Origin of the sequence: Candidatus Tenderia electrophaga, from assembly GCA_001447805.1 — a bacterium.
Lineage (GTDB): Bacteria > Pseudomonadota > Gammaproteobacteria > Tenderiales > Tenderiaceae > Tenderia > Tenderia electrophaga.
This window is the reverse complement of record CP013099.1, coordinates 3,555,321-3,577,125: the sequence shown is the minus strand read 5'-3', so window position 1 is coordinate 3,577,125 and position 21,805 is coordinate 3,555,321. Positions and strand designations below refer to the sequence as shown.

Below are 21,805 nucleotides of genomic sequence, written 5' to 3'. Positions count from 1 at the left end.
GGTTACGCCTTGGCCAGCTCTTCGCGCATAGCGGCGATGACGCTATCGTAATGATTCGGATCGCTCTCTTTCGCCGCGTTAAAAATGGCGGAACCGGCAACAAAAGTATCGGCACCGGCGGCGGCGACTTCGCGAATATTGTCGACCTTCACGCCGCCGTCTATTTCAAGACGGATATCACGCCCTGATGCATCGATGATCTTGCGCGCTTCGCGCAGCTTGTCCAAGGCTGTGGGAATAAAGCTCTGGCCGCCGAAACCCGGGTTCACCGACATCAGCAGCACCATATCGACCTTGTCGATGACGTATTTGAGCACATCCAGAGGCGTGGCCGGGTTGAAGACCAGGCCTGACTTGCAGCCTTCACCCTTGATCAATTGCAGAGTACGGTCGACATGCTCAGATGCTTCGGGATGAAAGGTGATGTACGTGGCGCCGGCCTTGGCGAAGTCGGGGATAATACGATCCACCGGCTTCACCATCAGGTGCACATCGATATCGGCACTCACGCCGTGTTTGCGCAGCGCCTCGCACACCAACGGCCCGATGGTGAGGTTGGGCACATAGTGGTTATCCATCACATCGAAATGCACGATGTCGGCACCGGCATTCAGTACATTGACGACTTCCTCGCCCAGACGGGCGAAGTCGGCGGACAAAATCGAAGGGGCGATTTTGTAATCTGGCATGGTTGAGGCCTCTTTAATAGTTGCAATTAAGTCAAGAATCGGTTTAAAGCCCGGAGGCAAAATAGCCGCTAACTTTAACCGATTGGGGCTATTTTTTCACGCGTTTAACTCTATGAATTCTCGAAATAATTCCTGTTTTTTTGGCGGCACCGCGCAAAACGCTTGGCTATGGCGCCGCGCGTCTTACATAACAATTTGTTTTAGAAGAATTATTTCCGCAAGGGCCGGCGTCGCCTGGGCCCTCACCCTGGGCCTGCTGGGCGCCTCGCCGCTGGCTTGGTCCAATGCCGTAGAACTGGGGAAGGCCCTCGAGCAAGGGCTGGAAAACGGGCAGGCGGCCTGGCTGGACGACGGCCAGGGAAAGTTTTTCGCCGTCTTCAATCCAGACCTGAGCGGGCAACCCAAGGGGGGTGTCATCATCCTGCCCGATGCCGACAGCCACCCGGACAAACCGCAAGTCATCCGCCCCTTACGGGACCGATTGCCCCTGCACGGCTGGGCTACCCTGGCGATCCAGCTGCCGCCGCTGGACCGGCCTGCCGGCTATCTGAAACAGCGCGCCAGCATCGACGAACGCATTAACGCCGCCATTACCTACATGCGCAATAACGGCTTCGACAATCTAGTGCTGCTGGGTCACGGCAGCGGCGCCATGGCGGCCAGCCAATACCTGTCCAGCCAGTCGAGCGAGTTTATCCGTGCCTTTGTCGCCATCAGCCTGGGCGTGCTGCACGGCCAGGCGAAAGATGACTCCATCCCGGGTCAGCTCGAGACCATCAATCTTCCGATCCTCGATATCTTCGGCGGCAATGATCTGGAATATGTCACCGGCACGGCTAGACAGCGCGCCTTGGCGGCCAAGGTCTCAAGCGACTCCGCCACCCGCACCAATCAACTTGAGGCCTATAGGCATTCGGCAATCGCCAAGAGCAGCAATCAGAAATCACAAGGCTATATTTCGTATCGCCAGATCCGCATCGATGGCGCCAGTCACGATTTCAGCGGCGCCGAAATCATGCTTGCCAGACGCATCATCGGCTGGCTGGAACGGCACGCAAAAGGCGTCTCGGTCAACCGCTAGATACAAAAAAGGCGGGCCTGGCCCGCCTTTTTTGTGATCGCCAGCGGCGCCTTATGAGCTGCGCATCAGTCCGTATCGGGTCAGACTCCATTTCACTGCAAACCAACTGACCGCAAAGACCACCACCGTAACCACGATATCGGCGATTGACGACATGGGGGTGTGATAGTACTGCGGGTCGACGGAACCGGAAACCCAGGTATAGCGCTCGATCCAGGTACCCAGCACAATGCTCGCCGCCACCATCACGATCACCGGTGGATTATGACGATTGGGTGTAATCGCCAGCGTGCAGAACGGAATAACGAACTTGAGCGCCAAGAACAACCACCACAGGCCGCTCATGTTGCTCATCATGTCCCAATAACGCTCCATCTCGAAAGGCAGACGGCCATACCACATGATCAAATACTGTGTGAAGTAGAGATACGTCCACAAAATGGTCATCGCCAGCATAAACTGAGCCATGAAGTTGAAGATATACCCCTCAAACGGTTTCACCAGTTTGCCTGAGCGGTAAAGTATGAACAGGAAGATGGTAAAAAAGCCCAGAAACATGTGGAAGTTACTTTGGAAATGGTAGGCGCCGTAACTCGCACTATGCCAATTTGGCAGCATGGTCATTTCAAAGTCCCACGCCACCATAGTGCCATAAGTGAAGTACACAAACGGTATCATCAGCGCAAGGTTACGGAAGCGCCGCTGCACTGCATAGGAGCTATCGACGGTGGTTTCGTACTGCCATTTAATGAAGAGCAGGTACATGCCCGCCACCAGCAGGAACCCGATGATATTACGCGCCACCAGGAAGGTATAGTTGTGCCAACCCGGCAGGTGATGACCTTCGTCATGCGCATGCGCCAGCCATGGGAAGGCCGACTCGCCCGCCGTCAGAATGATCAGCAACAGGACAAAGGCGATCGGGAACAGCACGGCCAGCGAACATGCCAACGAGCGAATCTGAAAACGCCATTTACCGTTTGCCAGATGCAATGCGGCCGACAAGGTCACTCCACCTAGGGCCAGGTAGAGCACAATTAAGAAGTTGGTGATTACAACCGACCAGAAACCGAAGTTTTCCATGCTAACCCCTGCGTTCTATCTCTATTAGTTTTATAGACTGAATTACTCGGCTGCGGCCGTTCTTGTCGCCGCCGCATGATCCTTCATCAGACCGTGCTTGACGTAATTCACCACATGCCAACGCTCTTCAACATTCAAATCGTTGGAACCGCGCTTGCCTTGCGGCACCCCGTAGGCCGGCATTACATAGCTACCGAAAGTGATCGTGCCCCATACCCATCCCTCGGTCAGGTTCTCCTGCACATAGCTATCATTGAGTGCGATAGCCCCGATTTTGCCGCTGACAGGAGAGTCTCCCGCCCCGGTCAGGCCATGACAGGCGGCACAGTAAATCTTAAACAGCGTGCGCCCTTGGGCAATCGATTTAGGGGTCGCCTCGATGGGATTTTTCATCGGCTTGGCCGCTTCGCGATCCGCCACTTGCGTCGGGATACCGCCAACAGGAATAGAGCGCTCGGGGAACGGGATCATCTCACCTTCCTGCGGCTTGATGTTCGGCTGATTCATCATATCGGTAGACCAGGGCCAGGCCATGGCCGCCGCCGGCATCATCAGCGCTGCCGCTGCAATTACACTCTTAAGTCTCATTGCGAAACCTCTTCACGAATTTCCAATACTTTGTGCCTTTTGAATAAATCTTTGATGGGATCAACATTCTTCTCATCCAACTCCAACATGACTCCGACCTGGTCTAGGCTGACCTTTTCCGAGTACAAAGGATGGCGTTTGGTCATCAAACGGGCATTGATCAGAAATCCGATCACCGTGGAAATCACGCCAAACAGGATCAACATTTCGTAAGTCAAGACGATGTTGGTCGGCAACGGCACCACCGGTTTTCCGCCCTGCGGTTGCACCAGAAACGTTGCCTGGGCCGACGCCAGGAACAGAAAGCCGAAGCAAATTCCGAAGATCGCACCGAAGAGGGTGAACTTGGGCACGGGAGAACCCCGGTCACCCAACACCTCCTCGATCTCCGGATGCTCGATTGGTGACTTGAGTGTGACGTCATCCACGGACACACCCGGAACGGCGTGTTCGCGAATCTCGGAAATCGTTGCGAACGCCTCTTCGAAGTTACTAAACAGCCCCATTACATAGTAACGCTTCATGGTCAAGCTCCTTCTGTACTCGGTTGCTCACCCGGTTTCGGGTCGCCGGCGCGGCGGTGGAGTTGCTCAGCCAGCGCCGGACTGTGGTGCTGGCGGCGATGAAACACCATCTCCTTGACTTCGTACATGGAGACCGACGGAAACACCTTGACGAAGATCAGGAACAGCAGCCCGAACCAGCCGAAACTGCCGAAGACGATGGCCCACTGCACCATGCTGGGCCACATTACATCCCAGGCAAAAGGATAGTACGACAGCTGCAAGGTGGGTGTAACAATCATATAGCGCTCCAGCCACATACCTAAGTTGAGCACGAGTGACACCACGAACATGGTAGGCAAATGTCGCCTCAATTTTTCGAAGGCCAAGGTAAAGGGGACAACGATCCCGCAGAACAGCATGAGCCAGAACAGGGGCGCATACGCCCCAGTAAAACGGCCCATCAAGGCCTCCTTGGCCACAGCGTCATGGCCGTACCAGACAGAGGCGAACTCAACCAGCGTCAAGTAGCTCCACACCATGGCAATGGCGAAGGTCAGCTTACAGGTCTTTTCCAGGATCGGAATCGTCATGTAATCTTCAAAGCGGAAGAAATAGCGCAGAATGATGAACAGTGAGATGATCGCGGCACAGCCGGAATAAAGAGCACCCGCAACGAAGTAGGGCGGGAACGAAGTGATGTGCCAGCCTGGCATGATCGACATGGCAAAGTCAGCCGAAACGATGGAGTGCACCGAGACCGCCAGCGGAATCAGGAAGCAGGCCATCAACAGGTAGATTTTGCGGAAATTGCGCCACTGGCGGTCGTCCCCCTGCCATCCCAGCGACAATACGGTATACAGCTTTTGGCGCCAGCCGCGGGCATTGTCCCGGCAAATCGCCAGATCGGGAATCATACCGATAAACAGGAACAGTGCTGACGAAGTCAAATAGGTAGTGATCGCGAACGCATCCCAGATCAACGGTGAACGAAAATTGGGCCAGATGCCACGATCGGAAACGTAGGGAAGCACCCAATACATGTTCCAGACGCGGCCCAAGTGGATCATCGGGAACAGGCCCGCGGTCATCAGCGAGAAGGTGGTCATCGCCTCGGCGAAACGATAAATCGGTTTGCGCCAGTCGGCCTGGATAATATGCAGAATCGCCGACAACAGCGTCCCGGAGTGGCTCATCCCGATCCAGAATACGAAGGTGGCGATGTAAAGATCCCACATGTGCGGCCAGTTGAGGTTGCCGACCCCCATACCGGTTTGGTACTGATAAATTTCGGCAACCACGGCACACATCACCATCGCGACACAACAGGCAACGGCGATCCAGTAGCCAATCCGAGGATTCTCCATACTGCGGAGCACATCCTCGTTGATTTTCGCCCACTCTATATTTTCATTTATATCTTTAGTTTGCATAGGTCACACCACATTTTTTATTTGCATGGCCTTACTCAACAGCACCTGCCCCAATCAGGCCTCGCGCACCCTGTCGAGATACGTTACACAAGGATCGGTATTCAAGGCTTCCAATATACGGTAGCCGCGCAACTCGGGATTTGTCTTATCTTGCTCCGTGACGCCGAGTTGAACCTGCTGTGCCCGCCAAATCTTACGCACCTGGGAGTTCTCATCCAGTATGTCGCCGAAGACGATCGCCTCGGTAGGACAGGTCTGGGCGCAGGCGGTAATCACATCGCCGTCCTGCACCTCGCGTCCTTCGCGGCGCGCAGTATCCTTGGCGGTGCGAATGCGCTGAACGCAGAAGGTGCACTTCTCCATAACGCCCTTGTCGCGCACGCTAAGATCGGGATTCAACTGCATGTGCAGCGGTTCGGGCCACGAATCCTCGTAATAGGAATAGAAATTGAAATAGCGCAGGCGATAAGGGCAGTTATTGGAGCAATAACGCGAGCCGATGCAGCGGTTATAGACCTGGGCATTCAGACCGTCGGGGGTGTGATAGGTCGCCGCAACCGGACACACCGGCTCACAGGTAGCCGCGTTACACTGTTGACACATCAGCGGCAGAAAGCTGCCGCCCCGCTCTTGATATTCCTTGTCATCGCCGCCGAGCTGGGGTTCATCCCAGTAGCGCTCAACCCGGAGCCAGTGCATGCCCTGGCCTTTTTTCATGCGTTCCTTGCCCACCACTGCCAAGTTGTTCTCGGCGTAACAGGCCACGGAACAGGCATTACAGCCAGTACATCGGTTCAGGTCAATGGCCATGGCCCACATGTGTTCGTATTCATGATGGCCACCCTGCTCGTGGCCCTTACGATATTGAGACCAGTTTTCGAGTATATTCTTAAGCGACATTGTTATCGCCTCCCTCAGTCCTTCTGAAAGCATCAGCTGGGATGCTACTAACCAAGCGGCGTCCCACCTGGGTTTCGCTGCCCCCTAAGCGTGGTAACTCGGCATGGCGGCCGGTCTTGCTGACCCGCACCCGGGTAGCATGGGTGGCCAGCTCTCCGCTCTTCTGCTCAACCGCTGGGCTGAGGATCTTGAGCGGATTGACACCGAGCCCCTCGGCATAGCGACCGTATGCCTCATGGCCGCGCCCGATAGGCACGCACACAGCGTCCACATGCACGCCTTTGTGGATATAGACCTGTGTCTCGATTGCGCCCTGGTCCGACTCCACCCGGACATAGTCACCCTCTTTCACACCGAGTCTGGCAGCGGTTTTGGGATGAAGCTCTGCCCAGGAATCCCAGAACACTTTGCTGATTTGATCCGGCGCCTCCTGCAACCAGGGCAGGTTGGCGTTGCGACCGTCATACATGTTCTGATTGGTGGATGGCACCAGGTGCAGCGGATAATCATTACCCGCCTGGGGTATCGATTGCTTGATACTCCCCAGGCTCACCTTGAGCGAACCAGCCTTGGCCGGCGCCTTGATCAGGCCCTGCTGCAACGCCGCCGACCAGAACTGCCCCCCGGATTTACCGCCCTTGACCGATGCCGGCATCTGCTCCAAAGCAGCGCGCAGATAAGCATAATAGTCACCGTAATCGGCATAGTCTTCGACTTGATGGTGCTTAAGCATGGTCAGCAGCAGGTCGCCCAGGCCCATAGTTTCGGGATAGAGCTGTTTCATCAGTGGCTGCGATATGCTGATGGCCGCCTCTTTGGGCTGATAGGGCGCCACCGTAGTGGCCCATTCTTCATATGGCGAAGAAAGCGGCAACACCAGGTCGGCGGCCACAGTGGTTTCATCGGGGAACATAGACAAGGCCACCTTAAACGGCACCTTGGCCAACTTCTCCGCCATCGCCAGATGCGCCGGCGCGGTGTAAACGGGGTTGGCACCGTGGAAAAACACCACATCGTACTTGCCGCCGTCCACCGCCTTGGCGAAATCCGCCAGGGCACGGCTGTTGCCGTGCTTAGCCTTGAGATCCTCGAAGGCGATGCTATTGGAAGGCTCGATGGTTTTACCCACATTACCCAACAACACATTCAGCATCATGGCTGCCATGGCGTTCTCATAACCATTGACATGGTTATGGGCCGACTCACCCGACAACACTAAACTGGGGCTATGATTGGTCAGGTAATTGGCGATGCGTACCATGGTATCGCCACCCACGCCGGTGATTTCTGTCACCTTGTTGACATCGTACTTGGCGATTTCATCCAAGGCCGCCTGCGGCAATTTGTCGCCCTTCACCTGGTTCTTGGTCAGCAGCACGTTGGCGATACCGAGAGCCAACACGCCTTCGGTACCGGGCCGGGCCGCCACCCACAGGTCGGCGTTACCACCGGTCAGGGTCATCTTCGGCTCGACCTGGATCAGCACACCTCGGTCACCGCCGCGGAACTTGACGTACTCGCGCGAGAAGTGTACCGGCGACATCCAGGTGCCGAGAAAATCGGCCCCGAACGACAATATGGACTTGGCCTTGTCGATACGATACGCCGGCATGGGATCACCCAGGACCGCCTCGTTGACCGCCTTGCCCACCGCGTTATTGACGGCTTCGTACACGTAATGGTCTTTGCTACCCCAGGCCTCGTTCAGCGCCTCCATCGGCGTAACAGGCCACGGAACAGGCATTACAGCCAGTACATCGGTTCAGGTCAATGGCCATGGCCCACATGTGTTCGTATTCATGATGGCCACCCTGCTCGTGGCCCTTACGATATTGAGACCAGTTTTCGAGTATATTCTTAAGCGACATTGTTATCGCCTCCCTCAGTCCTTCTGAAAGCATCAGCTGGGATGCTACTAACCAAGCGGCGTCCCACCTGGGTTTCGCTGCCCCCTAAGCGTGGTAACTCGGCATGGCGGCCGGTCTTGCTGACCCGCACCCGGGTAGCATGGGTGGCCAGCTCTCCGCTCTTCTGCTCAACCGCTGGGCTGAGGATCTTGAGCGGATTGACACCGAGCCCCTCGGCATAGCGACCGTATGCCTCATGGCCGCGCCCGATAGGCACGCACACAGCGTCCACATGCACGCCTTTGTGGATATAGACCTGTGTCTCGATTGCGCCCTGGTCCGACTCCACCCGGACATAGTCACCCTCTTTCACACCGAGTCTGGCAGCGGTTTTGGGATGAAGCTCTGCCCAGGAATCCCAGAACACTTTGCTGATTTGATCCGGCGCCTCCTGCAACCAGGGCAGGTTGGCGTTGCGACCGTCATACATGTTCTGATTGGTGGATGGCACCAGGTGCAGCGGATAATCATTACCCGCCTGGGGTATCGATTGCTTGATACTCCCCAGGCTCACCTTGAGCGAACCAGCCTTGGCCGGCGCCTTGATCAGGCCCTGCTGCAACGCCGCCGACCAGAACTGCCCCCCGGATTTACCGCCCTTGACCGATGCCGGCATCTGCTCCAAAGCAGCGCGCAGATAAGCATAATAGTCACCGTAATCGGCATAGTCTTCGACTTGATGGTGCTTAAGCATGGTCAGCAGCAGGTCGCCCAGGCCCATAGTTTCGGGATAGAGCTGTTTCATCAGTGGCTGCGATATGCTGATGGCCGCCTCTTTGGGCTGATAGGGCGCCACCGTAGTGGCCCATTCTTCATATGGCGAAGAAAGCGGCAACACCAGGTCGGCGGCCACAGTGGTTTCATCGGGGAACATAGACAAGGCCACCTTAAACGGCACCTTGGCCAACTTCTCCGCCATCGCCAGATGCGCCGGCGCGGTGTAAACGGGGTTGGCACCGTGGAAAAACACCACATCGTACTTGCCGCCGTCCACCGCCTTGGCGAAATCCGCCAGGGCACGGCTGTTGCCGTGCTTAGCCTTGAGATCCTCGAAGGCGATGCTATTGGAAGGCTCGATGGTTTTACCCACATTACCCAACAACACATTCAGCATCATGGCTGCCATGGCGTTCTCATAACCATTGACATGGTTATGGGCCGACTCACCCGACAACACTAAACTGGGGCTATGATTGGTCAGGTAATTGGCGATGCGTACCATGGTATCGCCACCCACGCCGGTGATTTCTGTCACCTTGTTGACATCGTACTTGGCGATTTCATCCAAGGCCGCCTGCGGCAATTTGTCGCCCTTCACCTGGTTCTTGGTCAGCAGCACGTTGGCGATACCGAGAGCCAACACGCCTTCGGTACCGGGCCGGGCCGCCACCCACAGGTCGGCGTTACCACCGGTCAGGGTCATCTTCGGCTCGACCTGGATCAGCACACCTCGGTCACCGCCGCGGAACTTGACGTACTCGCGCGAGAAGTGTACCGGCGACATCCAGGTGCCGAGAAAATCGGCCCCGAACGACAATATGGACTTGGCCTTGTCGATACGATACGCCGGCATGGGATCACCCAGGACCGCCTCGTTGACCGCCTTGCCCACCGCGTTATTGACGGCTTCGTACACGTAATGGTCTTTGCTACCCCAGGCCTCGTTCAGCGCCTCCAGGAGCTTGGCCTGGTGGCCGCTGACAGTCCCGGTAAACCAAGCGCTACGCCCCGCATCCACACCGGAGACCTTATCGCCCATCAATTGCCAGGCTTCGTCCCAACTGATGGGCGTCAAGGCACCATTTTTACGCGCCATGGGCTGCGTTATACGGTCGGGATTGTAATGACTTTGCACGCTGGCCTGCCCCATCTGGCACAGTCCCCTGCCGTTCATGGCTGCGGGATTGCCTTCCAGCTTCAACAAACGACCTTCGCGAACCCGGCCGTGCACACCACAGCCCGAAGGACATTGCTGACAGGTGGATGCAAAATAGATGCCAATACCCGGTATCGCATATTCTTCCGGCGCCAGGTAGGAAACCACGTCTTCCTTACCCTCCTCAAGGGTGATGGTGGTGGGCATGTCGCAACCACTCAAGGTCGCGGCACCGACGCCACCGATCCCCATGAATTTCAGGAAGTCTCTGCGGTTGATATCGTTACCACTCATAACAAATCATCCGTTAAATATATTAGTTAAAAATTGACGGCCGGACGCCAGGCCCCAGCCCACCCGAGGTTACTTGTGGCACTTCCAGCAATCGAAAGGACCGTCGTTCGCTTCATGACAACGCACGCAGAAGCCCATGTTCAGCGGCTTAACCTTGCGCGCCACAGTCATTTTCTTAACGTCGCCATGACAGAAGGCACAGACTTCGGAGACGTTCTCCACCTTCATACCTTCGTTGTTAAACACAAATCGCTGCAGATGTTTCTCGTGAGTGAAATGCACATAATCCGGCACGTCATGGACCTTTTTCCACTTCGGCGGATCATTGTTTTCCCAATATTCCGTAAGCTTCTTGATACGATCCTTGTCGGTTGCGATGACCGAATGGCACCCCATGCATTTGCTGGTGGGCGGGATTCCGGCCACCTTGCTGCGACGTGCATAGGTGTGACAATACATGCAGTTGATGTCGTTGATGTCGGCATGAATGTCGTGCGGAAACTCGATGGGTTGCGGCACATGCTCGCCGTCATGCGTCCCCTTAGGCGGCACGGCATTCGGCACTTCCGCCTGCGCGACATTCACAAAGAAGGCAGCCGCCAGCATCGCGAAAAACACGGCAAGCCCCTTGTTGACACTCGCATGGCCGGCCTTATTTCCGCCCCCTATAGAGAGAAATTTTTCACTCACAAACATCTCAGTCCTCGATCCGTTGTAGATCCCACGTAGGCTTCAATTGAAAGAAAACACACCAGCGCCAAGCCCCGCAGCGAGAAACAGCCAACAAGCGGACGAACCACTCAGCCTGTTACGGGCTCAACACTATAAACTTATAAACTGACTTGGCTATCCCTAATATATTCCGACGGAAAGGTTATTCTGTTGTTGTTATTTTTTGCTGTGACGTACCTCGGCCAGCGTTACTCCCTCTCCGATTTCACAGCTTAACACAAAACACCGGCCTAATTTTCTATAACCAGGCATTAAGCTCTGATTTTATTTGTTATGGCCATTTTTTGCATTTATCCCCAGCCATTGCCGGGTTATAGTCGACCATCTTTATCGAGCGTTTCGGCATCCTAGAACACTTTTATTCTCAATGTCAACGCTAAGCACTCAAGTTTTCCGCCACCCTGAAAATCAAACTATCAGGGCATCAATCGCGCCAAAAAGTTGTACAAAACTTTCTCTTTTGGCGGTCTCAACTGGGCTGGCGACGGCCGCTCTGCGAGAAACTCAAACCGGGTTGTCGATGTCGATAAACTGATGTGTCAGGCCGAATTGCCGCGCCAGTAACTCACCCAAGGCCTGCACACCGTAACGTTCCGTGGCATGATGGCCGGCCGACACATAATGGATGCCGGTCTCCCTGGCAAAGTGGGTCGTCTGCTCGGACATTTCACCGCTGATATAGGCCTGCACCCCCAAGCCCGGTGTCGCCTCGATATATCCTTGCGCCGCCCCTGTGCACCAAGCGACCCGTTCGATTTGCGCGTCACCTTCACCCAGATGGATCGCCTGCCGTCCCAGCCTAACGCTGATATGCTGAATCAGTTCGGCGCTCGTCATCAGCTGCGGCAGACGCCCGACCATGCCAAGCGCGTCACGCCCGAAACGCCCTTCCACCTGAAGCCCCAAGCGGCGCGCGAGCTGCGCATTGTTACCGATATCGGGATGGGCATCCAAGGGTAAATGATAGGCCAGCAAACTTATGTCGGCCGCCAACAAGCGTGCAATGCGGCGTTTTTTGATGCCGGTGATACACGCCGATTCGCCCTTCCAAAAAAAGCCGTGATGCACCAACAGGACATCGGCATCGTTGGCCGCCGCCGCCTCGATCAAGGCCTGGCTGGCGGTTACGCCGGAAACAATCTTGTTGACCTGCACCGCCCCTTCCACCTGCAGTCCATTGGGGGCATAGTCGCCAAAGCTATTCGCGGCCAGCAGTTCGTCACAAAAATTTACCAGCTCTTCCAATTGAACCATGCACTTATCCTACGCTTTGCGTTAACATTGGCTGCCAACTTACTCAAGATACGCCCAACGATGCAACTACGAAAACTGCTCTCCTTCGCGACCGAAGCAATCACCGCCGGTTTGGCGTTCGCCTTCGTGTTGTTGTTGCTGTTCAAGCCCGAGGCATTCGAGAGTAGACCAAGCGTAGAATTTATTGAAGCCCCCTCTCCCACGCGCCAGGCAATCGAAAGCGGCCTGGCCTCATATGCCCATGCGGTCGATATCGCCGCGCCCGCCGTGGTCAATGTCTACACGCGCAAGGTGGTAACACAACGCGCCAACCCCTTGTTCGAGGACCCCCTGTTTCGACGTTTTTTCGGCGACCGCGCGCCCGCGCCGCAACAGCGCCTGGAAAACAGCCTGGGCTCCGGCGTCATCGTCAACGACCAAGGCTTCATCCTCACCAATAATCATGTCATCCAGGGTGCCGACGAAATCGAAGTGGCGCTACACGACGGCCGCACCGCCGCCGCCGCCATCGTCGGTACCGACCCAGAAAGCGATTTGGCCGTGCTCAAGGTCAACATCAGCAACGTCCCGGCCATTACGTTCGGCCAGTCCGAGGCCCTGCGCGTCGGCGACGTAGTGCTTGCCATCGGCAACCCCTTCGGCGTGGGTCAGACCGTCACGAGCGGCATCGTCAGCGCCACCGGCCGCTCGCAACTGGGACTCAGCACCTTCGAAAACTTCATCCAGACCGACGCCGCCATCAATCCCGGCAACTCCGGCGGCGCCTTGATCAATACCGCGGGGCAGCTGATCGGTATTAACACCGCCATTTTTTCCCGCTCCGGCGGTTCGCAGGGGATCGGCTTCGCCATTCCGGTAAGCCTGGCTAAGGGCGTGATGAAACAGATCATCGAACACGGCCGGCCGCTGCGTGGCTGGCTGGGCGTGGAGGTACAGGACCTGAGCGACAGCCTGGCCGAATCCTTCGGTCTGGGCGACATCCAGGGCGCGTTGATCGCTGGCATCCAGCCCGACGGACCGGCCGCTGAGGCCGGGCTGCAACCGGGCGACGTCATCGTGCGCGTCAACAATGAGCCAGTCAGCGGCAGTCGCTCACTAATGAATGTCATCGCCAGCCTTGCACCAGGCACGGTATTGGAGGTGGAAATCCTGCGTCAGGGTCAAACGCAAACATTGGAGGTGGTCATCGGCGAGCGGCCGCAACCACTGTTGGAGCAAGCCCGCTGAGAAATCCGGCTTAAGACTGTTCCTCTTCGGCCGTGTCCCGCTCGGCCTGGCGCTTGGCCACCATGCGTGACAACACCACGCCGATCTCGAACAACAACCACATGGGAATCGCCAACAGGGTTTGCGAAATCATGTCCGGCGGGGTAAACAACATCCCCAGCACAAAGGCCCCCACAATCACATAAGGACGCTTGGCGACCAGCTGTTCGGGCGTGGTGGCGCCGGCCCAGACCAAGACGATGGTGACAATGGGTACCTCAAAGGCCAAACCGAAGGCAAAAAAGATCTTGAGAACAAAATCGAGATACTTACTAATGTCGGTCATCACCGCCACGCCCTGCGGCACGACGCTGAGAAAAAACCCGAAGATCAGCGGAAACACGACGTAGTAGGCAAATATCACCCCGCCGTAAAACAGCGCGGTGCTGCCCGCCAACAGGGGCAGCATCATCTTACGTTCGTGGACGTACAGCCCCGGCGCAATAAAGGCCCAGAAGTGATACAGGATCACCGGCATGCCGAGAAAAATGGCCAGCACCAGGGCAAACTTGAACGGCGTCAGAAAGGGCGAGGCCACTTCGGTGGCGATCATGCTGGTGCCTTGCGGCATATGCGCCAACAGCGGCATGGCCAGCAGGGCGTAGAGATCGTTGGCGAAGAAGGCCAGCGGCAGAAAAATAAGACCGATGGACAAGAAGATACGCAATAGGCGCGAGCGCAGTTCGATCAGGTGGCCGATCAGTCCCTGCTGCTCCTGATTGCGGTCGCGCGTCGAGCGGGTATTAAGTCGGTCGCCGATCACTGACCGGCTGCGGCGACTCTTGGTCGGTCTCGGCTTGGCTGAGCTCATCTGACTTCTCGACCCTGCTGGGTTCTTCAGCCGGCTTACCCTGAACGGGCACGGTCGCGGCATTGTTTTCGATTATTTCGTGGAGCCGGGCGATCTCGGCCTCTTTTTCCATCAGCTGCTTGATCTCGTTGGCCTTGTCGATTTCGTAATCAAGATCGGATTTGACCGAGCTGAGAAAGGCCCGCGCCTTACCCAGGCCGCGGCCAATGTTACGCACCAGGCCGGGAAACTCGCTGGGACCGACCACCAGCAAGGCCACCACGGTGATCAGCACGATTTCCAGGAAGCCGATGTCGAACATGGCAAATCAGGCCCGGGCTAAACCTTTTTCTTGTCCCGCTCGCCGGCCTCGCCTTCGATCACCCGCGCCTCGCTGCTGTCGGCCTGGTCCAACTTGGCCGGTTCATCCTTGGGCTTGTCTTCGTCTTTTTCGGCCTCGCCCATGGCGCCGCGAAAGCCCTTCACCGCACTGCCCAGATCCGAGCCCAGCCCGCGCAGTTTCTTGCTGCCGAACAGCAACAATACAATCACCAGAACAATCAACAACTGCCAGATACTAATGCCACCAAATCCCATCACTCTTCTCCAAAATCGCGCCGCGCCGAAAGCTGTTTATTCTGACCCCGCGCCGCCTTTTCTTCAATACCGGAAATACCGAAGCGGCGCGCCAGCTCTGTAAGCACGGCCTCCGGTGCCAACCCCTGCTGCGCCAGCAGCACCAGAGTGTGAAACCACAAATCGGCGACCTCGTAGACCAACTTGTCCGGGTCACCGTCCTTGGCCGCCATCACCGTCTCGGTGGCCTCTTCGCCGACCTTCTTCAGAATGGCGTCCAGGCCCTTGGCGTACAAGCCGGCCACATAGGAGGAATCTGCGTCCGCCCCCTTGCGCGACTCCAGCAGCTGGGCCAGTTCCTGCAGTACCTGGCTGGATTCCATTAATGCCTCACTTGCCCGCGTAGATCTCGGCCGGATCCTTGAGTACCGGCTCCACCGTCTTCCACTCACCGTCCTCGAGACGGCGGTAAAAACAGCTCTTGCGCCCAGTATGACAGGCAATGCCGCCCTGCTGTTCAATTTCCAGCAGGATCACATCCTCATCGCAATCAAGGTTTATGCTGATCACCCGCTGCCGGTGGCCGGAGCGCTCGCCCTTACGCCACAACTGCTGGCGCGAACGCGACCAGTACACCGCGTAGCCGTCGGCGGCGGTCTCGGCCAGGGCCGCGCGGTTCATCCAGGCAAACATCAGTACCCGCCCGCTGCCGGTCTCCTGGGCGATCACCGGCACCAGGCCGTCGGCGCTCCACTCGATCTCGTCCAACCAGCTCACAGCCTGACCTCAATGCCGCGCCCGGCCATGCACTGCTTGGCCTGCTGCACGCTGTATTCGCCGAAATGGAAGATGCTGGCGGCCAGCACGGCATCGGCCTTGCCCTGCTGCACGCCGTCGGCCAGATGCTCCAGAGTGCCGACGCCGCCGGAGGCGATCACCGGCACGCTCACTGCCTCGCACACGGCGCGCGTCAGGGCCAGATCGAACCCGTCGCGGGTGCCGTCACGGTCCATGCTGGTGAGCAGGATCTCGCCGGCGCCTAGCTCGACCATTTTCTGCGCCCATGCGACGGCGTCGAGGCCGGTGGGCTGGCGCCCGCCGTGGGTGAAGATCTCCCACGTGGGCGGGTCCTGCCCCACCTGTTTGGCGTCGATGGCCACCACGATGCACTGGGAGCCGAAGGACTCGGCCGCCTCGCGCACGAATTCTGGCCGGTTGACCGCTGCGGTGTTGATGGCCACCTTGTCGGCGCCGGCATTGAGCATGCGGCGAATGTCGGCCTTGTCGCGGATGCCGCCGCCGACGGTAAGCGGGATGAACACTTCGGAGGCGACCTGCTCCACCACGTGCGCCATGGTCTCGCGCTCTTCGTGACTGGCGGTGATATCCAGGAACACCAGCTCGTCGGCGCCCTCCAGGTTATAGCGCTTGGCCACCTCCACCGGGTCGCCGGCATCCCGGATGCCGAGGAATTGCACCCCCTTCACCACCCGGCCGGCATCTACGTCGAGACAGGGGATGATGCGCTTGGCCAAGGGCATCAGTCGCCACTCACCCACGCGTTCGCTGCGGCCAGGTCGATACGGCCCTCATAGATGGCGCGACCGAGGATGGCGCCCATGATACCGTCCTCCGCGGCCGCCTGCAGGGCGCGGATGTCGTCCATATCGGTGACGCCGCCCGAGGCGATAACCGGGATGGTAATGGCGCGCGCCAGCTTACGGGTGGCGTCGACATTCACGCCCTGCATCATGCCGTCGCGGCTGATGTCGGTATAGACAATGGCCTCCACGCCGTCGCGCTCGAAATGCTGGGCCAGGTCGATAATGTCATGATGGGACAGCTTGGACCAACCGTCGATGGCCACCTTGCCGTCCTTGGCATCCAGCCCGACGATGATATGACCGGGGAATTCGGCGCAGACATCGCCGACGAAGTGCGGCGCACTCACCGCCTTGGTGCCGATGATGACGTATTGCACCCCGGCGGCCAGATAGGTGTCGATGGTCTCTTCGTCGCGAATACCGCCGCCCACCTGGATGGGCAGGTCGGGAAAGGCAGCGGCGATATCGCGGATCACGGCGGCGTTGACCGGCTTGCCGGCGAAGGCACCGTCCAGGTCCACCAGGTGCAGGCGCTTGGCGCCGGCCTCGACCCAGCGTCCGGCCACGGCCACCGGATCATCGGAGAATACCGTGTCGTCCTCCATGCGTCCTTGCCGCAGTCGCACACACTTGCCCTGTTTTAAATCAATTGCGGGTATTAACAACATGATGACGCTCCCAACGTATCATTCATTATAGTGTCCCATTCCATTCAGCAAAGTTACGCAGCAGCGTGAGCCCCGCCTGCTGACTCTTTTCCGGATGAAATTGCGCGGCAAACACGTTTTTACGCGCCAGCACCGACGCAAAATCCAGGCCGTAATGGGTGGTCCCGACGCAGTCGGCCGAATTGTCAGGCCGGGCATAATAGCTGTGCACGAAATAGAAACGGCTGTCCTGGGGGATGTCGCGCCACAAAGGATGTCCACCGCTGTGATGGACCTGGTTCCACCCCATGTGCGGCACCTTGAGCGGTTCGCCGGTGCGCGGATCGGTCTGGCCGGCGGCGAAGTGCAGCACCTTGCCGGGAAGAATCCCCAACCCCGCGCTGCCGCCGTTTTCCTCGCTCCAGTCGAGCAGCGCCTGCATGCCCAGGCAAATGCCCAGCAGCGGCTTACCCGAGGCGGCCAGTTCGCGGATCACCTGATCCAGCGCCAGACGACGTAATTCGGTCATGCAGTCGCGCAGGGCGCCGACACCGGGAAAGATCACGCGCTCGGCCGCCGCAATGATCTCAGCATTCGCTGTCACGGCGATAGAGGCGGAAGGGGCGACATGCTCCAGCGCCTTGGCGACGGAGCGCAGGTTACCCATTCCGTAATCGATTACTGCAATAGAAGTCATGAGGCTGTCAGTTCAAACGGGCTGCTCCGGACTGGCTTACAGCGCCCCCTTGGTTGAAGGGATAACGCCCTGCATGCGGGCATCGGGCTCCAGCGCCATGCGTAGCGCGCGACCGAAGGCCTTGAACACGGTCTCGGCGATGTGATGCGAATTGCGCCCGCGCAGCGCATCCACATGCAGGGTCACCTGGGCGTGATTGACGAAACCCTGAAAAAATTCGAAAAACAGATCGGTCTCGAAGGCGCCGATGGCGGCGCGCGGAAAATCCACGTTAAACTCCAGCCCGGGACGGCCGGAAAAATCCAGCACCACCCGGGACAGGGCCTCGTCCAAGGGTACGTAAGCATGGCCGTAGCGGCGAATGCCCTTCTTGTCGCCCACCGCCTGGGCGCAGGCCTGACCGATGGCAATGCCGATGTCTTCCACAGTGTGGTGGGCGTCGATGTGCAAATCGCCCCGGGCCTTGACCGCCAGATCGATCATGCCGTGACGCGCCACCTGATCGAGCATGTGCTCGAGAAAGGACACCCCCGTGTCAAACTCGCCTTTGCCTTCACCGTCCAGATTGACCGTGACCTGAATTTGGGTCTCCAGCGTATCGCGCGCCACCGCGGCCTTGCGTTCAGCCATTTGCAAACATCTCCAAATACGGACGATCAGCGCCCGTCATGAACGAACTTAATTAAAGTCAGCCAGATAGAAACCGCCAGGATACCCGCAAACGCGCCCCGTTTGAAGCGAGACCGCTCACAGTGACGAGGTCAGCGCCGACAGAAAGGCCACATTTTCGCTGGGCTTACCGATGGTGACGCGCAGGCAGTCGTGCAGCAGCGGATCGCTGTTATTGAGGTTTTTCAACAGAACGCCCTTTTCTCTCAGGCTGGCATCGATGGCGTCACCGCGGCCCTGCGCCACCCGGAACAGAATGAAATTGGTCTCGGAGGGAAATACCCTCACACCCTGCAGGCGACGCATGTTTTCCGCCACCCAGATACGGTCGCGGCGGATCTGTTCCACCTGCTCCAGGAACACATCATAATAATTCAGCGCAAACTCGGCGGTAAACTGGGTCAGTACGTTGATATTGAAGGGCAGACGCAGCCGCTCAAGCTGACTGATCCACTTATTATGTCCCACCAGATACCCCAGGCGCAGTCCGGCCAGACCCATCTTGGACAGCGAGCGCATGATCAGCAGATTATCGTGGTGCTGCAGTCGTTCCATGACGCTGACGCCGGCATAGGCCAAATAGGATTCATCCACCACCACCAGGCCGTGACTGGCCTGGGCCAGACGCACGATTTCGTCCTCGGCGAACAAATTACCGGTAGGATTATTGGGGTAGGCCAGATAGATCACCGCGGGGCGATGTTTTTCCACCGCCGCCAGCATGGCGGGCATATCGAGGGAGAAATCATCCTCGCGCAAGGGCACGCCGACGAAGTCCATGCCCACATAGGTGGCAATCATCTGGAACATGGAAAAGGTGGGCAGCGCCGCCATCACCTTGCGTCCCGCCCCGGCCAGGGCCAGGTTGATGATCTGGATCAGTTCATCGGAGCCATTGCCCAGCATCAGATCCATATTGGCCGGAATGTCGAATACCTGGCGCAGCGCCGCCTTGAGTTCGGTGGACTGGGGATCGGGATAACGGTTTAAGGTCACTCCCTGCATTTCCTCCAGCCACTCGCCGCGCAGATAGGCGGGCCAGGGATAGGGGCTCTCCATGGCATCCAACTTGATCAGCCCGCGGGTGGGGGGCACGCGATTGATCTGCGCCTTCTGCACATCGGGCCGGATCAAATGAATGATCTTTTCGTCTTTTTTATCCACGATTACCGATGCCATATTGGTGTTCTCTAATTTATACAAGCATTTTACTCAAAGATTAAGCCCCGACGCTATTTTTTCATGCGGTACTCCGCCGAGCGGGCATGGGCCGTCAGACCCTCGCCACGCGCCAAGGTGGAGGCATACCGGCCCAGCGAGGCGGCGCCGGCGGGCGAACACATGATCAGGCTGGAGCGCTTCTGAAAGTCATACACCCCCAGCGGCGAGGAGAAGCGCGCCGTGCGCGAGGTGGGCAGCACGTGGTTGGGCCCGGCGCAGTAGTCGCCCACCGCCTCGGCGGTGTAGCGACCCATGAATACGGCCCCGGCGTGGCGGATGTTTTCCAGTAGTTCGTCCGGATCCTCCACCGACAGCTCCAGGTGCTCGGGGGCGACGTAGTTGACCACTCGGGCGGCCTCCTCCAAATTCTCCACCAGCACCAGGGCACCGCGCGCCTCCAGGGACTGGCGGATGATGGCCTCGCGCTCCATCTCCGGCAGCAGCCTGTCGATGCTTTGCTGCACTTTGTCCAGAAACGCGGCGTCGGGCGAGACCAGGATAGACTGGGCGTCTTCATCGTGCTCGGCCTGGGAGAACAGGTCCATGGCCACCCAATCAGGGTCGGTGGCGCCGTCGCACACCACCAGGATCTCGGACGGACCGGCGATCATGTCGATACCGACCGTGCCGAACACCATACCCTTGGCCGTGGCGACGTAGATATTGCCCGGGCCGACAATCTTGTCCACCTGGGGCACCGTGTCGGTGCCGTAGGCCAATGCCGCCACCGCCTGGGCGCCGCCGATGGCAAAGGCGCGGTCGACACCGACGAGGGCGGCCGCCGCCAGCACCATGTCGTTGATCTCACCGTCCGGGGTGGGCACCACCATAATGATCTCCTCCACCCCCGCCACCTTGGCCGGCACCGCATTCATCAATACCGATGATGGATAACTGGCCTTGCCGCCGGGCACGTAGAGGCCGACGCGGTCCAGCGGTGTCACCTTCTGGCCCAGCAGGGTGCCGTCGGGCTCGGTGTAGGACCAGGACTCGGCGCGCTGGTATTCGTGATAGGCGAACAGGCGCTGGGTGGAAAATTCCAAGGCCTTGCGCTCGTCGGCCGGCATGCGCGCCAAGGCCTCTTGCATACGTGCCTGAGGGATGTCCAGCTCGTCCATGGACTGCACCGACATGCGGTCGAAACGATTGGTGTAGTCCACCACCGCCTCGTCGCCGCGGCGCCGTACGTTGGTGAGGATCTCCTTCACCGCCCCGGCCACCTGCTCGTCCGAGACGCCCTCCCAGGCCAGCAACCCGTCCAGTTCGGACCAGAAGTTTTCGTCCTGGGTCGTCAAGCGTTTCACGCTAACGGAAGTCATCAGAGTCTCCCTTATTCATCCGGATTGAATCTGGCCACACTGCGGGCCACGTCATCGATAAACTGTTTCACAGCGGCATGCTTCATCTTCATGGATGCCTTGTTGACGATCAGGCGCGAGCTGATGTCGGCGATGTGCTCCAGCGGTTTCAGGCCGTTGGCCTTGAGGGTGTTGCCGGTGTCGACCACGTCGACGATGCGGTCGGCCAAGCCCACCAGCGGCGCCAGCTCCATGGAGCCGTAGAGCTTGATGATCTCGACCTGCTTGCCCTGGCTGGCGAAATACCGGCGCGCCGAATTGACATATTTGGTGGCGACACGCAGACCGTGGCCGGAATCCCGCGCCCCGTCCGCCGGCCCGGCCACCATCAGCCTGCAGCGCGCGATCTTCAAATCCAGCAACTCGTAGAGGCCGTCGCCCTCGTACTCCATCAGCACGTCCTTGCCGGCGATGCCGATATCGGCGGCGCCGTAGTCCACATAGGTAGGCACGTCGGAGGCGCGGATCAACACCAGTTTGACATCGTCGCGGCTGGTATCCAGGATCAGCTTGCGACTCCGCTCCGGATCATCCCTGGGCACGATGCCGGCGCCATCCAGCAAGGGCAGGGCATCCTTGAAGATGCGGCCCTTGGAAACGGCAATGGTCAGACTATTACTACTCACGTCAGTCAATC

Annotated in this window: 24 protein-coding genes; 2 read left to right on the top strand and 22 right to left on the bottom strand. The window is 58.3% G+C overall.

What is annotated here, in order from left to right:
* Positions 1-2 precede the first annotated feature (2 nt).
* Positions 3-689 carry a ribulose phosphate epimerase gene (locus tag Tel_16385; GenBank protein ALP54602.1) on the bottom strand — a complete coding sequence of 229 codons (687 nt, stop codon included), beginning with the start codon at positions 687-689 and terminating at the stop codon, positions 3-5.
* 112 nt (positions 690-801) lie between these two features.
* Here Tel_16385 and Tel_16380 point away from each other — a divergent pair, with 112 nt between their 5' ends.
* Positions 802-1,770: a hypothetical protein gene (locus tag Tel_16380; protein ID ALP54601.1), complete on the top strand. Its 969-nt coding sequence runs from the start codon at positions 802-804 to the stop codon at positions 1,768-1,770.
* A gap of 51 nt (positions 1,771-1,821) precedes the next feature.
* Here the strand turns inward: Tel_16380 and Tel_16375 are convergent, their stop codons facing one another.
* The 9 genes from Tel_16375 to Tel_16335 form a co-directional block, all read right to left on the bottom strand.
* Positions 1,822-2,853 carry a hypothetical protein gene (locus Tel_16375; protein ALP54600.1) on the bottom strand — a complete coding sequence of 344 codons (1,032 nt, stop codon included), beginning with the start codon at positions 2,851-2,853 and terminating at the stop codon, positions 1,822-1,824.
* A 42-nt stretch (positions 2,854-2,895) separates the two neighbouring features.
* Positions 2,896-3,441, bottom strand: a complete 546-nt coding sequence (locus Tel_16370; GenBank protein ALP54599.1) for a hypothetical protein — start codon at positions 3,439-3,441, stop codon at positions 2,896-2,898.
* Positions 3,438-3,965: a hypothetical protein gene (locus tag Tel_16365; protein ALP54598.1), complete on the bottom strand. Its 528-nt coding sequence runs from the start codon at positions 3,963-3,965 to the stop codon at positions 3,438-3,440. The genes Tel_16370 and Tel_16365 overlap by 4 nt, the downstream gene beginning before the upstream one ends.
* Positions 3,966-3,967: 2 nt before the next feature.
* Entirely contained in the window at positions 3,968-5,377 is a 1,410-nt protein-coding gene (locus Tel_16360; protein ALP54597.1) for a polysulfide reductase, read from the bottom strand.
* 54 nt (positions 5,378-5,431) lie between these two features.
* A complete protein-coding gene (locus tag Tel_16355; protein ALP54596.1) occupies positions 5,432-6,277 on the bottom strand; it encodes a 4Fe-4S ferredoxin in 846 nt (281 codons plus the stop codon).
* Positions 6,267-7,994 carry a hypothetical protein gene (locus tag Tel_16350; GenBank protein ALP54595.1) on the bottom strand — a complete coding sequence of 576 codons (1,728 nt, stop codon included), beginning with the start codon at positions 7,992-7,994 and terminating at the stop codon, positions 6,267-6,269. The genes Tel_16355 and Tel_16350 overlap by 11 nt, the downstream gene beginning before the upstream one ends.
* Positions 7,995-8,134: 140 nt before the next feature.
* Positions 8,135-10,354 (bottom strand): hypothetical protein, encoded by a 2,220-nt coding sequence (locus Tel_16345; protein ID ALP54594.1) that lies wholly within the window; start codon positions 10,352-10,354, stop codon positions 8,135-8,137.
* A gap of 69 nt (positions 10,355-10,423) precedes the next feature.
* A complete protein-coding gene (locus Tel_16340) occupies positions 10,424-11,050 on the bottom strand; it encodes a hypothetical protein (protein ALP54593.1) in 627 nt (208 codons plus the stop codon).
* Positions 11,051-11,590: 540 nt separating this feature from the next.
* Positions 11,591-12,340, bottom strand: a complete 750-nt coding sequence (locus Tel_16335; GenBank protein ID ALP54592.1) for a metal-binding protein — start codon at positions 12,338-12,340, stop codon at positions 11,591-11,593.
* 60 nt (positions 12,341-12,400) lie between these two features.
* On the opposite strand from Tel_16335, the gene Tel_16330 reads away from it, so the two are divergent.
* A complete protein-coding gene (locus Tel_16330) occupies positions 12,401-13,567 on the top strand; it encodes a hypothetical protein (GenBank protein ID ALP54591.1) in 1,167 nt (388 codons plus the stop codon).
* Between the two features lie 10 nt (positions 13,568-13,577).
* Here the strand turns inward: Tel_16330 and Tel_16325 are convergent, their stop codons facing one another.
* The 12 genes from Tel_16325 to hisG form a co-directional block, all read right to left on the bottom strand.
* Positions 13,578-14,366, bottom strand: coding sequence for a twin-arginine protein translocation system subunit TatC (locus Tel_16325; GenBank protein ID ALP54905.1), 789 nt, complete (start codon positions 14,364-14,366; stop codon positions 13,578-13,580).
* Positions 14,350-14,718, bottom strand: a complete 369-nt coding sequence (locus tag Tel_16320) for a hypothetical protein (protein ID ALP54590.1) — start codon at positions 14,716-14,718, stop codon at positions 14,350-14,352. The genes Tel_16325 and Tel_16320 overlap by 17 nt, the downstream gene beginning before the upstream one ends.
* Before the next feature lie 17 nt (positions 14,719-14,735).
* The gene (locus tag Tel_16315; GenBank protein ID ALP54589.1) at positions 14,736-14,993 is read right to left on the bottom strand and encodes a hypothetical protein; all 258 of its coding nucleotides are present in this window, start codon (positions 14,991-14,993) and stop codon (positions 14,736-14,738) included.
* Positions 14,993-15,355 carry a phosphoribosyl-ATP pyrophosphatase gene (locus Tel_16310; protein ID ALP54588.1) on the bottom strand — a complete coding sequence of 121 codons (363 nt, stop codon included), beginning with the start codon at positions 15,353-15,355 and terminating at the stop codon, positions 14,993-14,995. The genes Tel_16315 and Tel_16310 overlap by 1 nt, the downstream gene beginning before the upstream one ends.
* A gap of 7 nt (positions 15,356-15,362) precedes the next feature.
* Positions 15,363-15,749 carry a phosphoribosyl-AMP cyclohydrolase gene (hisI, locus tag Tel_16305; GenBank protein ID ALP54587.1) on the bottom strand — a complete coding sequence of 129 codons (387 nt, stop codon included), beginning with the start codon at positions 15,747-15,749 and terminating at the stop codon, positions 15,363-15,365.
* Complete coding sequence (locus tag Tel_16300) at positions 15,746-16,513, bottom strand: imidazole glycerol phosphate synthase subunit HisF (protein ID ALP54586.1); 768 nt, start codon at positions 16,511-16,513, stop codon at positions 15,746-15,748. The genes hisI and Tel_16300 overlap by 4 nt, the downstream gene beginning before the upstream one ends.
* On the bottom strand, positions 16,513-17,244 hold the full coding sequence (locus Tel_16295; GenBank protein ALP54585.1) for a 1-(5-phosphoribosyl)-5-[(5-phosphoribosylamino)methylideneamino] imidazole-4-carboxamide isomerase: 732 nt from the start codon (positions 17,242-17,244) through the stop codon (positions 16,513-16,515). Before Tel_16295 ends, Tel_16300 begins: the two co-directional genes overlap by 1 nt.
* A gap of 25 nt (positions 17,245-17,269) precedes the next feature.
* The gene (gene hisH / locus Tel_16290) at positions 17,270-17,920 is read right to left on the bottom strand and encodes an imidazole glycerol phosphate synthase subunit HisH (GenBank protein ALP54584.1); all 651 of its coding nucleotides are present in this window, start codon (positions 17,918-17,920) and stop codon (positions 17,270-17,272) included.
* A gap of 36 nt (positions 17,921-17,956) precedes the next feature.
* The gene (locus tag Tel_16285; GenBank protein ALP54583.1) at positions 17,957-18,550 is read right to left on the bottom strand and encodes an imidazoleglycerol-phosphate dehydratase; all 594 of its coding nucleotides are present in this window, start codon (positions 18,548-18,550) and stop codon (positions 17,957-17,959) included.
* Positions 18,551-18,667: 117 nt separating this feature from the next.
* Complete coding sequence (locus Tel_16280; GenBank protein ID ALP54904.1) at positions 18,668-19,768, bottom strand: histidinol-phosphate aminotransferase; 1,101 nt, start codon at positions 19,766-19,768, stop codon at positions 18,668-18,670.
* Positions 19,769-19,821: 53 nt separating this feature from the next.
* The gene (locus Tel_16275; GenBank protein ID ALP54582.1) at positions 19,822-21,129 is read right to left on the bottom strand and encodes a histidinol dehydrogenase; all 1,308 of its coding nucleotides are present in this window, start codon (positions 21,127-21,129) and stop codon (positions 19,822-19,824) included.
* Between the two features lie 11 nt (positions 21,130-21,140).
* Positions 21,141-21,794, bottom strand: a complete 654-nt coding sequence (gene hisG / locus Tel_16270; GenBank protein ALP54581.1) for an ATP phosphoribosyltransferase — start codon at positions 21,792-21,794, stop codon at positions 21,141-21,143.
* Positions 21,795-21,805 lie beyond the last annotated feature (11 nt).